This is a genomic window from Cutibacterium sp. 37298, assembly GCF_023838685.1.
Classification (GTDB): domain Bacteria; phylum Actinomycetota; class Actinomycetes; order Propionibacteriales; family Propionibacteriaceae; genus Cutibacterium; species Cutibacterium acnes.
The window spans coordinates 777,823-794,280 of record NZ_JAJNRJ010000001.1; the positions used below are offsets into that span (position 1 = coordinate 777,823).

Here is a 16,458-nt window from a genome sequence, read left to right on the forward strand (position 1 = left end):
CGGGGCACTGACTGGATCGATGGCCGGAGCGATCCCGGTGGCGGTATTTGCCGGTTTGTTGTCCTTCTTTTCCCCCTGCGTCTTGCCTCTCATCCCTGGCTATCTCAGCTATGTGACAGGCCTGGGGGCCGCAGACGTCATTGAAGGACAGCGTCGGGCACGTACTGTGGTGGGCACAGTCCTTTTCGTGGTGGGTTTCACCGTCGTCTTCGTCGCTACTGGGACGATTATTGGCACCCTCGGCAAGGTACTCGTGAGCCATCGTCGCGCCATCGAGATCATTGTTGGAGCGCTGACCGTCGTATTCGGGGCGATGTTTGCTGGGCTTGTTCCGCTAGGCCGGCGTGAACTGCGGATCCATCGTCTGCCCCGAGCAGGGTTGGCCGTCGCACCGATTTTAGGAATCGTCTTCGGGCTGGGCTGGACCCCATGCATTGGGCCGGCGCTGTCGGTGGTTTATGGGCTGTCCTTGACCCAGGGATCAGCGGTCCGAGGTGCGGTACTGGCCACCTGCTACTCGTTGGGTTTGGGAATTCCGTTTATTACGGCGGCTGCTGCTGTGGTGTGGATGGGTCGCACGATTGACGCGGTGCGGACCCATCAGCACGGTGTACAGCGCTTCGGGGGAATACTCCTGATGACTGTTGGTGTGCTGTTGGTCACCGGATGGTGGGAATCGATTATGGCGATGCTGCGAGCCTGGGCAGCTAAGTTCGGGGCGGTGATCTGATGGGTGATTCCGTGACGGATTCGAAAGTGACGACGACCTCAACGTCTGGGAATAGCGGGCTGGGTTTTCGCCCATTCATGCGTTGGGTGTGGGGCCAGTTGACGAGCATGAGGATGGCCCTCATTTTGCTGTTTTTGCTTGCGCTAGCTGCCATCCCAGGCTCGGTGGTGCCGCAGAGCGCTCAGAGCGCGATGAAGGTTTCTGACTTCGCCGCCAACCATCCGACTCTGGACCGCATATGTCGTCCGCTGGGGATGTACCACGTCTACACCTCGGTGTGGTTCTCGGCGATCTATCTACTGTTGTTCATAAGCCTTATTGGCTGCATTGTTCCGCGCATCGTCAGCCACGCGAAAGCCCTGCGCCGTCAACCTCCCCGCGTTCCGGCCAGACTGGACCGGCTAGCAGCCCACGCCTCGATGACCACCTCCGCTTCCGCAGCGGAGGTTAGTCAACGCGCTCAGCAGTGGTTGAAATCACACCGGTATCGGTTCGTTGTTGACGACGACGGCTCCCTTCGCGCCGAGGCCGGACGTCATCGCGAGACGGGCAACCTCGTATTCCATATCTTCTTGGTCTTGGTCCTTGTTGGCGTCGGCTGGAACACTTTATGGGGGTTCAAGGGAACTTCCGTCGTTGTGGAGGGTCAGGGTTTTTCCAACAGCATCACTCAGTACGACGAGTTCAAGGCTGGGGCGATGGTCGATACCGATAATCTCACCCCATTTTCCATGAAGCTGCGCAAATTCGTGGTCTCTTTTGAGACTGGTACGGTGCAGCGCGGCGCCGCCCGCTCCTTCGACGCCACTGTCGACCTCACCATGGGCGGCAAGACGCAGACCCGAGATTTGCAGGTCAACCACCCACTGCGGATCGGATCAACAAAGGTACACCTGCTTGGGCACGGATACGCCGCGGATGTCGTCGTCCGCGACGGTGATGGCAAGGTGGCTTATTCCGGACCGGTTGTCTTTTTGCCACAGGATGCCAACTTCAAGTCTGTCGGCGTCATCAAAGCTCCCGACGCCCGTCCGGATCGTCTGGCTTTTCAGGGGTTCTTTCTACCGACTGGCGCCATCACGGCCGGTGGTCCGACGTCGCTCTTCCCCGACGCCCTTAACCCGCAGCTGTATCTGACCGCCTGGTATGGCAAACCGACTGTGGAGACGGGGGTGCCGTTAAATATTTACACCCTCGATACCACGGGACTGACCCAGGTGACGAACGGTAAGGACAAGGCCCGCTTTGTGCTATCCCCAGGTCAGAGGTACAAACTGCCCGACGGCAAGGGGTCGATCCAGTTCAATGGCTGGCAGAGGTGGGCCAAGATCCAGGTGTCCCAGAACCCGGGGCTCCCGTTGACGTTCTTGTCTGTGGTGCTGTCAGTGGCAGGGCTATGTGTGAGCTTGTTTTCGCGGTCCCGGCGGGTGTGGGTGAGGACTATTCCTGGTGATGACGGCTTGAGAGTAGAGATTGGTGGCCTGGATCGCAGTGACTCCCGATCCGGGGCTGTGGACGACGTAAACTCTCTGCTGGCTGCACTACATGGGGATAGCATGTCTGGCGATGTCGAGGAGGAGCACTCGTGAGTGTGGAGAATCTGTCTGCCGTTGGCATCGTCACCGCGGCGGTGCTCTATATGCTTGCCTTCCTCGCCCACGCCGTGGAGTGGGCCAGTGTGCGGGGGACCGAACATCCCAGCCACGAGGAGCGTTTGCGCTCGGAAACGTGGGGCCGTATGGGGCTCAACCTCACCGTGCTGGGTGCGGTTTGCGCAGCAATCGGTGTCGTCTGCCGTGGTATTGCTGCTCATCGGTTGCCCTGGGGCAACATGTACGAATTCGTTACCTCGGCGCTGTTCTTCGTCGTCATCGCCTACCTTGTGCTCGTCGCCATCCACCACGTCAGATGGATGGGTATCGCCGTCACCCTGCTGCTAACAGTTGGTAACGGGCTGGCAGCAACGGTGTTCTACGTGGCCGTAGCGCCGCTCGTGCCGGCTCTGCATTCCGTGTGGTTCGTTATTCACATCGTTGCCGCTTGTATCGCTGCAGCCGCCCTCAATGTCGGGGCTATCGCCTCAATCATGTACCTCATCGCCACGAACGCCCAGGTAAAGGCCCAACGGACCGGAGTTTCCGTCAAGGGTTTGGTGGCAAAATTGCCTCCCCTGGAATCCATGGACACTCTGGCATATCGCGCCCACGCTATCGGCTTCCCGATCTGGACCTTCACTATCGCTGCTGGTTCGGTGTGGGCTGACTACGCCTGGGGACGCTTCTGGGGATGGGATCCCAAGGAGACTTGGTCTTTGGTGACCTGGGTGGTCTACGCGGCTTACCTCCACGCCCGGTCCACTGCCGGATGGCGCGGTCGCCCGGCCGCCCTGATAGCGATCGTTGGTGCGGCCTGTTTCTGGTTTAATTTCGTCGGTGTCAATTTGATCTTTAACGGTCTTCACTCGTATGCCGGAATCTGATATGACAGGTTCCTTTTCTGAATCCCGCGACGATTGGCTTCCCCAGCTCTACCAAGAGAGGTGGGACGCTTTCGTGCGGTTGGCCACCTTGCTGTTGGCGGACCAGCAAGTGGCTGAGGATGCGGTGATCGCGGCCTTCGCCACAAGTTACTTGCGTGATCCGAAACTACATTCGTATGAGCATGCCGTGTCGTATGTGCGCACTGCTGTCGTGAACAAGGCTAGGAGCCGTCAGCCGGCCGAGCGGGATGCCACCCCACCCGAAACTCCTGAGGACCTGGCTTATTGGTGCCTGAGGGGTCTGCTGGCCCGTCAGCGCGAGGTGCTCGTTCTCAAGTTGGCTACGCCAGACCTCTCCGACGACGACATCGCTGAGACCCTTGGCATGAGCGTCAGCGCAGTGCGCAATAACGAAGCCAAGGGCCTTATTGCCATTGGAGAGAGGCTGCGTCCGGGATCGCAAACGAATCCGGGCCACGCCGACCCCCGAGTCGAAGCAGTCGTGCGTTCTGCGTTAGAAACCTTCGCGGAGTCGATCCATCCGATGTCGCGTTATGACGCCATCATATCCCAGATCGCGCGCCGCCCCCATCGTGGCAGGCCTACCACCTGGGTGATTGTGCTCGCCTGTGGGCTAGCCTTCCTGGTCGGTGTACTTTTGCCGTTGCTGGGGTCGGGCCACGGCTCGACGATGGGGGATCCGGAGGCTTTACCGTCTATCCGGACCCCAGAGTCCAATAGTCAGTCACTGTCGACTCTGCAGACTGATCTTGACGTGTTTTACCTGGGTCGCGACGACGGCCTCATCCACCGTGAGCTGCGTGACCTTCCCACCTCTGGTGACCGGCTAGGAACGGCCGTTGGCGCTGTCCTCAATGTTGCACCTCTAGACCCGAATTACACCTCGGGTTGGGCAGCTGGGCAGGTGAATCGGGCTACGGTGAAAGGTAACCGGATCACTCTTGACCTCTCCGCATCAGCCTTCAGTCAATTCAAGAACGGTGAGCAGGTGCAACGCGCTATTCAGCAGCTCGTCGTCACGGCTACGGCTGCCGTCGGTGACCGTACCGGCGACAAATCAGTGCGCATCCTTGTTGACGGCTCTCCGAATCTGCCCATTATCGGCAAGCCGGCGACGGACTTCGTCGACGAGGGGTTTGCTCGGTGCGCCCGGGTGTGGGTGGATTCGCCTCAAGCTGGTGCCGACATGTCGGCTGGCACGATCACCATTAGTGGTGTGGCACAGCCGACGGTATCCGTCATGAGCTATGAAGTAAGGCCCCCTCAGAGTAGCCGGATCATCACGAGCGGACAGATCAATCTATCGGCTAACGATGGTGACAAGTGGCGGCCGTGGCACGCCACCTTCACCATGCCGAAAGGGGAATACGACTTAATCATCCGCGAGGGAACCCACATCGCCGACGAGAAGGTCATCACGGCCAAGTAGGTGCGTTGGCTTCAGACCTGGAGGTATTTCTCGGCTTGAGTCATCACCAGCCGCGCCGGTAGATGTGGCGCCAGCCGCGCGACGGTGCGGTTGACGAAACCGTCAACGGCGTAGGGGCGATGACGGGCTAGAGCGTCGAAAGCGGTACGGACCACGTCGTCTGGGTTGCGTCGAGCACCGGCCGCCATACGCGGTACCCCGGCGACGTCGAAGAACCCGGTTTCGGTGGGACCAGGGCAGATTGCGGTGGCGCGCACCCCGGTGCCATTGGTCTCAGCCCATAGGGCACGGGTGAAGGACAGCACGAAGGACTTCGATGCCGCGTAGGTGGCGAACTGCGGAATGGGCTGGAAAGCCGCAGTGGAGGCGACATTGATAATCGACCCACGTTTGGCTGTGATCATGCCAGGCAGCAGTAACCCACACAGGTGCACGACAGCCTCGCAGTTGACCTCTACCTGGGAGGTTTGACGCTCCGGGTCGGTCTCAGCGATGCGGCCAGCAGCACCGAATCCAGCATTGTTGACGAGGGTGTCGATGATGATCCCGCGTCCCGCAATCTCGTTGACAAGGGCTAACCGCTCTGATGCCGAGGAGATGTCGCAGGGATGAACGATAGTTTGAATTCCGTACCTGGTGGTGAGCTGGTCAGCGAGGTCGTCGAGGACGTCATGCCGCCGTCCGGTCACAACGAGGTTGACGCCGCAGCTGGCCAGATGACGGCTAAATGCCTGCCCTAGACCACCACTGGCCCCGCTCACCAGTGCCCACGGGCGTTCGTCGCGAGTCGCCTCCATGTCATTCATGTTTCAAGTCTTCCACGCTCCCACCGGAGTGTATCCTCACGCAGGTGAGTTCGGGACGCCCGATCATCTGTAATGCGTGTGGGCCTTGGTGGCGCTGTCGTCGATTGTGGTTTACACGACGATGAAGGCCAGGCGCGAGGTTTTGACAGCTTCTGTAGATACTTTATAACATCCTTTCGCGGCTGACACTGGTTCGGCCGCGAAAGGAACAATGATGTTGCGCGGGAACAAGTGGCGTGTGCACGGGGTCGTGCTTACTGCGGCGCTCGCGATTGGCTCTGGTGTCGCAGCGGCGGCACCTGCTTTTGCCACAGATAACATGGACTGTAACTGGCTTGGTTTCAACTGCCGTGCCTTCTGGGATCATGGTTACGGTAGTTCCAATGTGTGGAGTAACTACAAGCACCTTGACAATAAGCATGCAGCTTCGTCATTCGGGAACACGCCTGAGGGTGTCCGTAGAAAGAGTGACTCCGGTTGTAAGCCGGCTAGTTCCTGGGCTAACTCTAAGCTGGAAGGTGTGACCAGCAAACGCGAAGTGTATTACAGGTCCTGCTGAACTGTACATGTTGTGGCCTGGTGCTGATTCGGGTGCCAGGCTGCAGTAAGTCGCCAAGAGGGGAAAGATGCTGAAAGCTGGCAGGGTCGTAGCAGTTCTGATGTCTTTGTATATGGCTTTCGGTCTTATTTGGACTGGCGCCCGTGACCCCTATATGGGGGTCGACGTCGAATTGTATGGTGTGGGTGCGCGACCATCCACGATGGTCGGTAAAGCGTGGCCAGCTTCGAAAATGGAGGAGTGGTCGCGTGAGTTCGATGTCGATGTTCTTGTTGCGGGAACCCCGAAGCGCGCTGGTGTTATCGCTGGCTACCCCGCCTCGCAGAACTCCGAATTTGCCACATGGTTGAAAAATGGCTACCCTTGCCTGAATTCCTGTGTTGCAAAGCCACTTAACCTCAAGGATCATCCTGGCGATATACGGGATTTTGAGACAGAAGTGGCTGGGTTGTATTTCATGGGAGGGCGTTCGAAGGAGGCTGCAGCGACGGCGAGCGCGTACTTCAAGAGTCGCGGGTGGAGTACAGGGTTTGAGGAACTGGACTCTCGGCAGAACTGGATCACCGATTTCCAGGATTTGTTCGGGCGCTTGATGCTGGTTTCATCGGCGATCGTCCTGTTGCTTGTTGGCGGATGTGTTCTGACGCGGAGCCACTCCGTAGGTGTTTTACTCTTGCAAGGGTCGTCTCGCCTAGGGCTGGTGCTGGTTGATCTCCTTACGTGGGTGAAGCTCATGCTATCGGGAGCTGTGTTCGGTCTCGTGGGGATGTTCCTGTTGTTCAGGGTGGCCTTTGGTGGGCACCAGTTCGGCAGAGTGGTGCTGGCTTTCACCCCGATTTGGGCAGCTCTCACCATCGTTGGTGCATTAGGAATATTCTTCGCTCATGGGATACTGAGTCGTTCCAGCATTCTAGGAATGGTCAAGGGAGAGACTCGGTTTGGCGCCACTTTCCCCATTGTGTATTTGCTTCGAACCTTCTTGATTCTAGCCATGGTCTCGCTGTTGATGGCATTGATGAGTAGCGTCAGCGACTATCAAGAGCAGCGCCAGGTAGAAGCCCACCTGGGGGCTATGAAAACACTTTCATTGCTGCAATTCAACGCGGGGGTTGGCGACGACGTTGAGCACCAGGGGTCAGCTGTTCCTGAATTCACTCGACTGCTTTCCAGTGGAGAATTCATTGTGAATCAGGCGACGCCAGCCTACTACCTGGATACTTCGGACTCAATCACCGATCAGCTTGGGAACGGTCAGGAATCACTGGTGATCGAAGCGAGTTCAGGGTTCTTCAAGATGAATTCTTTCACGATGTTGAACGGGCGGCCAGTTGACTTCAGTCGCGACATCGTTCGGGACAACATGACTCTGCTGGTGCCAGCAGGCACTAACCCCAAAATCTTCGATATCGTCAGTGGCTATGTGAAAAATGTAGTCCATTCCAATGGGGCCATCCCAGGAATGAAGCCGGGGGTTGCTCCGCACGTGGTTCTTGTCAAGCGTTCAGATCGCTACTATAATACGTACGGGAGGGGAATCTCTCGAGTCAAAAATCCAATTATTATCGTATATCCTAACACATTTAGACCTTCGCAGGGTTATGTCACTTCGCTGCAGGGCCTTTTCGTGGAGTCCCGCAGGCAGGCAGAGGTCCTGGCATCAGCCCCCAACTTCGCATCCCTGATCAGCGATTCGCGGCCTGCCGCCAAGGTGGTCAGTGAGTCCGTGGCGAGCAAACAAGGGAAAATGGATCAAGGCTTGATTGAGCTGCTGGGCCTGCTTCTTGTCCTGCCGCTCTGCACGCTCGCTGCGGTTTTTCTCTATGTCCGACAAAACTCTAAGAGGGTCTTCATCCAGACAACCTCTGGCCACCGCTTGGTTGATATTGCACCGATGCTAATTGTGGTTGATGTGATCACAGCTGCTGCATTGTGTTGGTATTCCTGGCCCAAGGGCGCAGTGCTTGACGATCTGCACAAATACGGAGAGCTTGCCCTGATGGCTCCGAAGGTTCAATTCGCGTTCGTCATCATGGTGTTCTTGTTGGTTGTGCTGCTCCAGTATGGGCTTCTCGATAGGCTGCGGTGGGGTATCGTGCGTCATCATGCTGCAGAGGAATGATTAGAACAGTTTTTGAAACTCGTTTCGAAAGGTAGATGATGCTCGAAATCTCTGAGCTGGCCAAATCGTTTGGCTCCAGAGTGTTGTGGGAGGGGCTGAACTGGACGTTCATGCGCGAAGGCATGACAGCCGTGGTGGGTTCGAGTGGCTCGGGAAAATCGACACTGTTGAACTGCCTTGGAACATTGGATCGTCCAACGGGTGGGCGTATCCTTTGGAATGGTAAAGATGTCGCTGCTGCAAGCGGTCGTCAGAGGCGACGGATGCGGAAATCTGACCTCGGTTATTTATTCCAGAACTACGCATTGGTTGAGCACGCCACCGTTCGCCAGAACTTGAATTACGCCATACATGGAGCGTGGCCGTGGAAGCGTGATGACTTTAACGAGGAACTGCGTCAAGTGGGCCTGGAGGGGCGCGGCAATGATCCGATCCATCGACTCAGTGGAGGCGAGCAGCAGCGGGTCGCCCTGGCGAGGCTCTTGGCAAAGAAGCCTCCACTCATTCTCGCTGATGAACCGACTGGTGCCCTTGACTCTGAAAACGCCCAGATGGTTATCGATAGTCTTCGTGAGATGGCGCAACAAGGTGCAACGGTAGTTGTTGCTACTCACAGTGACATGGTGAGGGATGCCTGTGATGAGTGTCTTTGCCTGGACTAGTGATCACCCGTTATTTGACCTAACAAGGAAAATTTGATGCCTACCAAAACAATTGTTGATCTTGCGGTCGAGTTGTTGGTGTTCTTGGGAATTTCCGCTCTCGTCTCTATCGTTGTTGCGATGCCGTTTCCGAAAGTCAGGGTTTCGCGCTCGAGAGTTTGTCGCGTTATCGTGGGTGGCACTGCGTCCGGAGTCGTGGCCGCAGAAATATGGGCTCAGTTTTATCACCATGAACGTCTGGGGCGGGCGGCAATCACGATCTGCATTGTTGTTTCCCTTATCTGGGCAGTTGTGAGCGCGGTGGTCTCGTCACGATCTGATTCCTCGGCGTGATGGTGGTTCCCCGGCTTCGGGTTCTCCCCTGCCGGTCTCAGATCACAGGTCAGGGGTGCAGGTGTGCCGTGAAAGGTATGACGGGGGACAACAGTCCGGTGCTCATCCACGCCATGCCGAAGGCCATGGCGAAGTCAGCGAGCCCGGAGAGCCGGATTGCGAGGGGCTCGGTAGCGACTACGTGGCAGGTGGGCGCCTTGCCTGGGTTTTCCGCGCGGCCGCTGATGGCCCGCCATAGCCCGGCGACGGCCATGGCTAGCAGGGCGACGATAAGCGGAACACCGACCACGGCGTAGTCGTGCATGGCAGCATTCGTAGCCGTCTGCATGCCGGGACCATGCATGCCACTGTGCGTGTGATTCATCTGGCCCATGCCAGAATCCCGGAGGGCAGTCATGAGCGAGGACATCTTGCGCATCGCGGCCAGGTGCCAGACCATCGCTGCGAACATCGCGGCGTGACCCCATGACGACCACGAGGATCGCCACGCGGCCATGAACACCATCCATGCGGTGCATATGGCGAAGATGATAACAGGGGTAATGGGGCCGCCGATGGCAGGGACAATGGGTTTCCACCATGACTTCGGCACCATGAGGATCATGGTCACGGCCATGACGACGTGGACCCAGGTGGAAATTCGTGTCACAACAGTGGGGGCTTTGATGGCATCTCGTACTGACCACACGAGTGACCAGGCGAAGAGGATCAATAGCCCGATGAAGGTGACGAGCGTTGAGGTGAGGGTGAACATTCCGCTCCTGTGAAACCGGCTGGGGGCTGGCGATCACCCTACATGGCATTGCTCGACATTACTGGATCCGCGCCTGCAGCAGGTTGACGGGATTCGCGTGGGCCCGGGATGACACACCGGTGACATGGAGCATTACGCCATCGTCGTCATCGGTTCGGGGTCGGGAAACACGATTCTGGATGAAGACTTCGCAGATCGACGCGCCGCGATCATTGATTCTGGTGCGTTTGGGGGCACCTGCCTCAACGTCGGCTGCATACCTACGAAGATGTTCGTGCTCCCAGCGGACTTTGCGTCCTCGCCGTCCGAGGCTGCCCGAGTGGGAGTAGACCTGCAGTTCCGCGGAGCATCTTTCGCCTCGATCCGTGACCGGATCTTTGGCCGGATCGACTCCATATCTAAGGCCGGGCTTTCCTACCGACAGGGACTAGACAATATTGACGTTTATACCGGCGAGGCGGCATTTATCGATGCACACACCCTTGAGGTGGGAGGCAGGTGTATTACTGCTGACCAGATTGTCCTGGCGGCTGGATCGCGTCCGCGAGTGCCTGATGTGCCTGGTCTCGACGATTCCAGCATGGCTGGGCTGATTCACACTTCCGACACCATCATGAGGCTAGCGGAGCTTCCGCAGCGTCTGGTGATCCTTGGTGGCGGGCTTATCGCGGCGGAGTTCGCTCACATCTTCTCTGGGCTCGGGTCCCAGGTGACCGTTATCAACCGTTCTGGCCGGATGCTGCGTCACGAGGATCGCGAGATCTCGCAGCGCTTCACTGAACAGATGGGACGCCGGGTGCGTCTGCGGATGGTGGAGGGGCTGGTGGGTGTTGACCGTGACCCCGGCGGTCACCTGGTGGTGCTGACCGTCGACAGTGATGGGGTCGACTACGACTATCCGGCAGATGTCGTTCTCAATGCCACCGGTCGGGTCTCCAACGGGGATCGCCTTAACCTGCCGGCGGCCGGTGTTGACGTTGACGACGACGGGTTCGTGGTGGTCGATAAGCACCAGCGCACCAACGTTGAGCATATCTGGGCCCTAGGCGACGTGTGCTCCCCCCTGGGAGCTCAAACACGTGGCCAATCATGAGGCGCGTGTGGTCCGTCACAACCTGTTGCATCCTGACGATCTGGCAGTTCTAATCATTGCTTCGTGCCGCACGCGGTGTTTTCGAATCCGCAGGTGGCGTCGGTTGGTGCCACGGAGCAGGGACTGTTGCAATCCGACACTCCTTACGCGGCGTACCTTCAGGAGTACGCGGACGTCGCCTATGGGTGGGCCATGGAGGACGAGGGGCACTGCGTCAAGCTGCTGGGAGATCCGCAGACGAGGACTTTGCTGGGGGCGCACATCATTGGGCGCCAAGCGTCCACCCTCATTCAGACCTGTATTCAGGGGATGAGCGTTGGGCAGACGGTCGACGAAATGGCGCGTGGGCAGTACTGGATCCATCCTGCCCTCTCTGAAGTCGTCGAAAGTGCCCTGCTGGGGCTTGGCAAGGAAATGGATACCACGAGGTGACGGGTCGCCGCCCGCATCCCCGAATGCTCCGCTGCGGGCATTCGGGGATGAGAGACGGTGCGCCCTCATGAACTCATCGTGGTCACTTCTTGTCCTTGATGAGATCGTGCAGCTTTTCGGTGCCGGTGATCGTCAGCGGGGTCGGGGGATCGGTCAGCGCAAAGGACATCGTCACCACGTGACCTTTCTTGACGGCCTTAAGCTCCTTGGCTCCCTTGAAGGATAGGAAGGTCGGTTCCACCTTCGACATCGCGCCATCACCGGCCAACAGCACAATCCACTCCGGGTTCTTATGCAGGAGGTCCTCCATGTCGGCGTCGAAGACCCGCGTGGTGTTTGAGTGGTACATATTGCGCAGACCGTTGGCGGCAAACATCGGTTCAATCATGCTCGAAGAACCGTAGGTGTAAAACTCGGTGCTACCCGGGGTGATGTACAGGGCGACGGCATTGGCTTTAGCCCCAGAAGCGGTCTGCTTCTGGATTGTGGAGATCTTGGCGTCGAGCTCTTTGTTGACCTGTTTTGCCTTATCCGGAACGTCAAAAATCTGTCCGACCTTGGTCACCTCGTCCTTGACCTGGGAGAAGGTGGCGGGAGCCGGCGGTTTCTTGTCGGTGCACATGGCGTCGGTGCTGTACATTTTGACGCCGGACTTGCGCAGGGCGTCGCGGTCGACCCCGGTGTCGTAACCGATGACGAGGTCAGCGTGTTGGTCCAGGATCGTCTCGGTGGACACTTTGACACCGCCGGTGTTCAGCTCCTGCGAGGCGATTGTTGGGATGGCCTTGAGCTTGGCAAGGGTCTTGGCGTCGTAGGCCCCCTCCTTGATCCGACCGGCCCGTGCGACGACATGGTTGAGCACCCCGAGAGCATTCATGGTGGAGGCGTCGGTGTCGCCGAGCATGATGACTCGTTTGGGAACGCTGGTGAAGGTGAGCTTCTCGTTGCAGCTCATGACAGTGCGGGCTGGCCCCGAGCTGGACGAGGACGACTTCTCGGTCGATGATCCGGCGCAGGCGCTCATAGATATCGCGCACAGGCCGGTGAGGACTGCTGCCGTGATGCGAGTCGCGCGACGGCCAGTGTGAGGGGTGGACATGATGTTCTCCTTCATCGTGGTGGGTTAAACAAAAGATGGATGTGGCCGTTGTGGGTGATCCGTTCGACGTTCACCTCATAGACCTTCGAGAGCAGATCGGGCTGCAGGACGTCTTTGCAGGAGCCGGTGGCGACCAGATGCTTCTCGGCGAGGAGCACCAGCTGGTCGCATACCCGGGCAGCCAGATTGAGGTCATGTAGCACGATGACGGTGGTTGCCTTGATGGTTCGGACGAGGTCGAGCAGGGCGAACTGATGGCCGATGTCAAGGTGATTGGTGGGTTCGTCAAGAAGGAGATGGCCGGCTTGTTGGGCAATGGCCCGAGCGACGAGCACCCGCTGACGCTCCCCGCCAGACAGTTGGGTGACGAGTCGGTCAGCCAGGTCGGTGAGGTCGGTACGGGTTAGGGCCTCTTCGACGATGTTGCGATCTGCAGCGTCCCCGTATCCCATGAGGGACCGGTGCGGCAGTCGACCGAGGGCAACGGTGTCTCGAACTGTCAGTGGTAAGGATGGACCGGGGGTCTGGGAGACGACGGCCACCTCGCGGGCGATCTCCCGTCGACTCATCGAGGCTAGATCGTGGTCGCTGACCGTGACCTGCCCCGAGGCGATCGAGACGTTGCGATAGAGGGCCGACAGCAACGTGGACTTTCCGGCACCGTTGGGGCCGACGACCCCCACCGTCACCCCTTGGCCTGCGGAAAAATCGATGTTCTCTAAAACGATTCGTTGCCCGCGGCGGACTACCAGCTGAGAGGCATTGATCATGCCAACGTCTCCCTCTTTACGAGTACGAGCAGGAAGGGTGCGCCGAGTAGACCGGTGATGACGCCGATCGGCAGTTCCGCCGGGCTGAAGACTGTGCGGGAAAACGTGTCAGCCCACACCAGGAAGATCGCTGCTGCAATCGCTGAGGAGACGACCAGACGGCGGTGGCCGTGTCCGCTGAAGGAGCGCATGAGGTGGGGGATCACTAACCCGACGAAACCGATCCCGCCCGAAATCGCGACGGCGATCGCGACCCCGGCCGAAACGGGGACGAGGAGCAGAACGCGGATCATCGCCGGGTCGATTCCCACTGCAGTAGCTGTGGAATCACCGGAGGCCAGGGCGTCGAGCCACGGAGCACAGATCCACAAGAGTATAGAGAGCACGACCGCCACGACGATGCTCGTCCACCCTTGGGCCCAGCTGGCCCGGGACAGATCGCCGAGGGTCCAGAACATTACCGCCCGGGCGGTCTCGGGAGAGTCGGACGAGAAGATAATGAAGTTGGTGAGAGCTTGGAACACGAATCCCACTGCGAGTCCGGCCAGGATGAGGCGAAGGGTCGACGAGTTGCGCCCGCCGCCCATGAACAACACGATGGCGGTTGAGGCAAGAGCTCCCAGAAACGCCATGCCGGCCACTCCGAAAGTTGAGGAGATACCGACGAGGATGATTGCTGTGGCAGCCCCCGACGACGCTCCGGCGCTGACTCCCAACACATACGGCTCAGCGAGCGGATTGCGTACCACCGCTTGCAGGGTCACCCCGGCCGCTCCCAGGATCGCTCCTACCCCCAGCCCAGTGACTATCCGTGGCATTCGGTTCTGCCAGACGATGGCATCGGTGATGGAGTCCCAGGAGAGGTGGACTGGTAGTCCGCAGTGATCGGCTAAGACCCCGAGCACCTGGCCTATGGGCACTGGGGCGGCGCCGAAGGCGATAGACAGCACTGGGGTGAGGACGAGCAACGCCACCAGCAGAATGAATCGCACTGGTGTGCGGCGATGCAGGGATCGAACCAAGAAAGCCATCCTCGTTGGGGCCGAGTCGCGCGGCCGTCGGGTAAGTGTGGTCCGGGAGGTTTTCGGACTTGGCATCATCCGAACGAGCGCCTTCCCGGGTTGTTCCTAGTGGCTTGCTACTCGCCCGTCTGCGTTACCGCTGCGCGTCAGTCCCCGATTCTCACGGGGTTCCCTGCGTCGGACGGCGGTACTTTAGCACAACCTTTAGTACTACCTCATCTGGCCTTTAGTACTACCTCATCTGGCTGAACCGGCGCACTCACATCCCCGCGCTGCCATGTCTCCAATAGCCCATGAAGGCGATGTGACGACGATCGACGCCGTGATTGTTGACGAGGATCCGTCGCAGGCGGCGCACCATTGTGGACTCGCCGGCAATCCACGAGTAAAACTCTTGCGGCGGGCTAGCAGGGGTGTCCCACAACAGATCGTCGGGTCCCTCCTCAGGAGAGTCCTGTTGGCAGCGCGGCAATGGGAACCGATGCAGGTGGTCCTCGATGGCCTCGGCCAGACAGTCCCCTCGCTCGCCTAACCGCTCCTGCCACCTAATGTTGATCCGATTGCCGCGCGAGTCGGTCCAGTGGCCGTCCGGGCCGGCTTCGATCTTCCGGGCCAGCTGTGGTACCTCCACCACGGCCTCGACCTTTGCCGCATGGGTGGGCAGTTGCTCCAGGATCGAGCACACTGCGGGTGCAGCAGCGTCGTCACCCAGGATCAGCAGCCGTTTAGCATCCCCGGGGCGGAAATCGATACCGGTCTGCTCTGCTCCTGGGGCGGTGGCGTCCAACCCGATGACGAGTACCTGACTGCCCAACGGAGCACTGGTGGCAAACCTGTGCCCCGGGCCGTCCCCGTCGTGGCAGGCGACATCAATGACGATGCCGTTCTCTATCACCCGGCGCACGGTGTACGTGCGCATCTCGGGCCGGGCGGGATCGTCGAGCCAGAGCTGGTACCAGCCGTCTCCGACCTTGGGATCGGTGAGCGCCGGGTTTGGATGCTCCCCGATGAACAGCAGTTTGATCCGCCGGTCAAGGCACGGCTGGGGGAATCGCACCTCGTCGCCGGTGAGAATGAGTCGGATGAAATTGGGCTCGACGAGGCTTCGCGACGACAACCTCATGAGGTAGGGGCGGTACTCAGCCATGGTGGGTCTCCAGGATTTCGAGGGGAATGACGATCGGTGAGGCGGTCTCCGGATCGTTAATGATCCTGGGGCAGCGGTGTTCAGCGAGCAGCTCCGGTGAGTGCTGGCGCTGTTAGTCAACCCTAAGATTAGGAATCGAGCAAGGGGAAGCCGGTCAGGTCAGCGCGGAGACATTCGTTGCCATGCTGGTTGAAACGCAGCGGTGTGATGGAGCTGTCGAGGTCTCTCAGCCGAAGCGGCCCGAGATGTAATCCTCAGTGGCTTTTTCCTTTGGGTTGGAGAAAATTCGTTCGGTGGTGTCGATCTCGACGAGACGACCGGGCTCTCCCTGAGCTTTCAGGTTAAAGAAGGCGGTCTGATCAGAAACCCGGGCAGCCTGCTGCATGTTGTGGGTTACGATCACCACGGTGAAGCGCTCCTTGAGCTCACTGACAAGATCCTCGATGGCTAGGGTTGAGATCGGGTCCAGGGCCGAGCAGGGCTCGTCCATGAGTAGGACCTCGGGCTCGACGGCAATGGCTCGGGCGATGCACAGTCGTTGCTGCTGGCCACCCGAAAGGGAAGCGCCGGAGCGCTCCAGGCGGTCCTTGACCTCGTCCCACAGGTTGGCGCCGCGTAGCGACTTCTCACAAGCCTCATCGAGTAACTTGTTGTCACGTACGCCGTTGAGCTTCAGCCCTGCTACGACGTTATCTCGGATGGACATTGCCGGGAAGGGGTTGGCTCGCTGGAAGACCATGCCAACATTGCGTCGCACGGCCACCGGGTCGACGCCTTTGCCGTACAGGTCAACCCCGTCGAGCTCTACCTTGCCGGTGCAGTAGGCACCTGGAATGACCTCGTGCATGCGATTGAGGGTCCGCAGCACCGTCGACTTGCCACACCCGGACGGGCCAATGAAGGCCGTCACAGTGCGAGGCTCGACGATCAGGTTTACCGACTCGACGGCGTGGAAGGACCCGTAGTAAATGTCGAGGTCTTTGGTCTCGATGCGCTTTGCCAT

Annotated in this window: 17 protein-coding genes, 1 pseudogene and 1 riboswitch; of the genes and pseudogenes, 11 read left to right on the forward strand and 7 right to left on the reverse strand. The window is 59.2% G+C overall.

The features are described 5' to 3' along the window. Nucleotides 1–19 precede the first annotated feature (19 nt). Genes LRP59_RS03670 through LRP59_RS03685 form a run of 4 tightly spaced genes read left to right on the forward strand, consistent with a single transcriptional unit; the run spans nt 20 to nt 4,659 of the window. Complete coding sequence (locus tag LRP59_RS03670; protein ID WP_002521144.1) at nt 20–730, forward strand: cytochrome c biogenesis CcdA family protein; 711 nt, start codon at nt 20–22, stop codon at nt 728–730. Next, nucleotides 730–2,319: a cytochrome c biogenesis protein ResB gene (locus tag LRP59_RS03675; RefSeq protein WP_002513051.1), complete on the forward strand. Its 1,590-nt coding sequence runs from the start codon at nt 730–732 to the stop codon at nt 2,317–2,319. Before LRP59_RS03670 ends, LRP59_RS03675 begins: the two co-directional genes overlap by 1 nt. Continuing rightward, on the forward strand, nt 2,316–3,209 hold the full coding sequence (gene ccsB / locus LRP59_RS03680) for a c-type cytochrome biogenesis protein CcsB (RefSeq protein ID WP_002513052.1): 894 nt from the start codon (nt 2,316–2,318) through the stop codon (nt 3,207–3,209). The genes LRP59_RS03675 and ccsB overlap by 4 nt, the downstream gene beginning before the upstream one ends. Beyond that, nucleotides 3,196–4,659 carry a GerMN domain-containing protein gene (locus LRP59_RS03685; RefSeq protein ID WP_002531685.1) on the forward strand — a complete coding sequence of 488 codons (1,464 nt, stop codon included), beginning with the start codon at nt 3,196–3,198 and terminating at the stop codon, nt 4,657–4,659. The genes ccsB and LRP59_RS03685 overlap by 14 nt, the downstream gene beginning before the upstream one ends. A gap of 11 nt (nt 4,660–4,670) precedes the next feature. Here the strand turns inward: LRP59_RS03685 and LRP59_RS03690 are convergent, their stop codons facing one another. Then, nucleotides 4,671–5,465: an SDR family oxidoreductase gene (locus LRP59_RS03690; protein ID WP_002513054.1), complete on the reverse strand. Its 795-nt coding sequence runs from the start codon at nt 5,463–5,465 to the stop codon at nt 4,671–4,673. Nucleotides 5,466–5,784: 319 nt separating this feature from the next. Here LRP59_RS03690 and LRP59_RS12210 point away from each other — a divergent pair, with 319 nt between their 5' ends. The 4 genes from LRP59_RS12210 (at nt 5,785) to LRP59_RS03705 (ending at nt 9,138) form a co-directional block, all read left to right on the forward strand. Next, nucleotides 5,785–6,024: a lactococcin 972 family bacteriocin gene (locus LRP59_RS12210; RefSeq protein ID WP_350357599.1), complete on the forward strand. Its 240-nt coding sequence runs from the start codon at nt 5,785–5,787 to the stop codon at nt 6,022–6,024. A 67-nt stretch (nt 6,025–6,091) separates the two neighbouring features. Beyond that, nucleotides 6,092–8,143, forward strand: coding sequence for an ABC transporter permease (locus LRP59_RS03695; protein WP_014604346.1), 2,052 nt, complete (start codon nt 6,092–6,094; stop codon nt 8,141–8,143). A 35-nt stretch (nt 8,144–8,178) separates the two neighbouring features. Next, a complete protein-coding gene (locus LRP59_RS03700; protein ID WP_002533265.1) occupies nt 8,179–8,805 on the forward strand; it encodes an ABC transporter ATP-binding protein in 627 nt (208 codons plus the stop codon). Between the two features lie 36 nt (nt 8,806–8,841). Further along, entirely contained in the window at nt 8,842–9,138 is a 297-nt protein-coding gene (locus LRP59_RS03705) for a hypothetical protein (protein WP_002513058.1), read from the forward strand. A gap of 49 nt (nt 9,139–9,187) precedes the next feature. Here the strand turns inward: LRP59_RS03705 and LRP59_RS03710 are convergent, their stop codons facing one another. Then, nucleotides 9,188–9,742, reverse strand: a complete 555-nt coding sequence (locus LRP59_RS03710) for a DUF5134 domain-containing protein (protein ID WP_309240430.1) — start codon at nt 9,740–9,742, stop codon at nt 9,188–9,190. Here LRP59_RS03710 and LRP59_RS03715 point away from each other — a divergent pair. Next, entirely contained in the window at nt 9,633–9,905 is a 273-nt protein-coding gene (locus tag LRP59_RS03715; RefSeq protein WP_002521151.1) for a hypothetical protein, read from the forward strand. The genes LRP59_RS03710 and LRP59_RS03715 overlap by 110 nt on opposite strands. A 111-nt stretch (nt 9,906–10,016) precedes the next feature. Then, a pseudogene (locus tag LRP59_RS03720) lies at nt 10,017–11,417 on the forward strand (mycothione reductase). Nucleotides 11,418–11,499: 82 nt separating this feature from the next. On the opposite strand, the gene LRP59_RS03725 reads toward LRP59_RS03720, so the two are convergent. Beyond that, on the reverse strand, nt 11,500–12,321 hold the full coding sequence (locus LRP59_RS03725) for an ABC transporter substrate-binding protein (RefSeq protein ID WP_002521152.1): 822 nt from the start codon (nt 12,319–12,321) through the stop codon (nt 11,500–11,502). On the opposite strand from LRP59_RS03725, the gene LRP59_RS03730 reads away from it, so the two are divergent. Further along, nucleotides 12,320–12,505, forward strand: coding sequence for a hypothetical protein (locus LRP59_RS03730; protein WP_002533267.1), 186 nt, complete (start codon nt 12,320–12,322; stop codon nt 12,503–12,505). The genes LRP59_RS03725 and LRP59_RS03730 overlap by 2 nt on opposite strands. A gap of 22 nt (nt 12,506–12,527) precedes the next feature. Here the strand turns inward: LRP59_RS03730 and LRP59_RS03735 are convergent, their stop codons facing one another. The 4 genes from LRP59_RS03735 to pstB all read right to left on the reverse strand — a co-directional run bounded on the left by LRP59_RS03735 (nt 12,528) and on the right by pstB (nt 16,458). Continuing rightward, on the reverse strand, nt 12,528–13,286 hold the full coding sequence (locus LRP59_RS03735; RefSeq protein WP_002513063.1) for an ABC transporter ATP-binding protein: 759 nt from the start codon (nt 13,284–13,286) through the stop codon (nt 12,528–12,530). Then, entirely contained in the window at nt 13,283–14,317 is a 1,035-nt protein-coding gene (locus LRP59_RS03740) for an iron ABC transporter permease (RefSeq protein WP_002521154.1), read from the reverse strand. The genes LRP59_RS03735 and LRP59_RS03740 overlap by 4 nt, the downstream gene beginning before the upstream one ends. A 26-nt stretch (nt 14,318–14,343) precedes the next feature. Then, nucleotides 14,344–14,529: riboswitch (cobalamin riboswitch) on the reverse strand. A 38-nt stretch (nt 14,530–14,567) separates the two neighbouring features. Then, a complete protein-coding gene (locus LRP59_RS03745; RefSeq protein ID WP_002513065.1) occupies nt 14,568–15,455 on the reverse strand; it encodes a siderophore-interacting protein in 888 nt (295 codons plus the stop codon). Nucleotides 15,456–15,681: 226 nt separating this feature from the next. Next, nucleotides 15,682–16,458, reverse strand: a complete 777-nt coding sequence (gene pstB, locus LRP59_RS03750) for a phosphate ABC transporter ATP-binding protein PstB (RefSeq protein ID WP_002513066.1) — start codon at nt 16,456–16,458, stop codon at nt 15,682–15,684.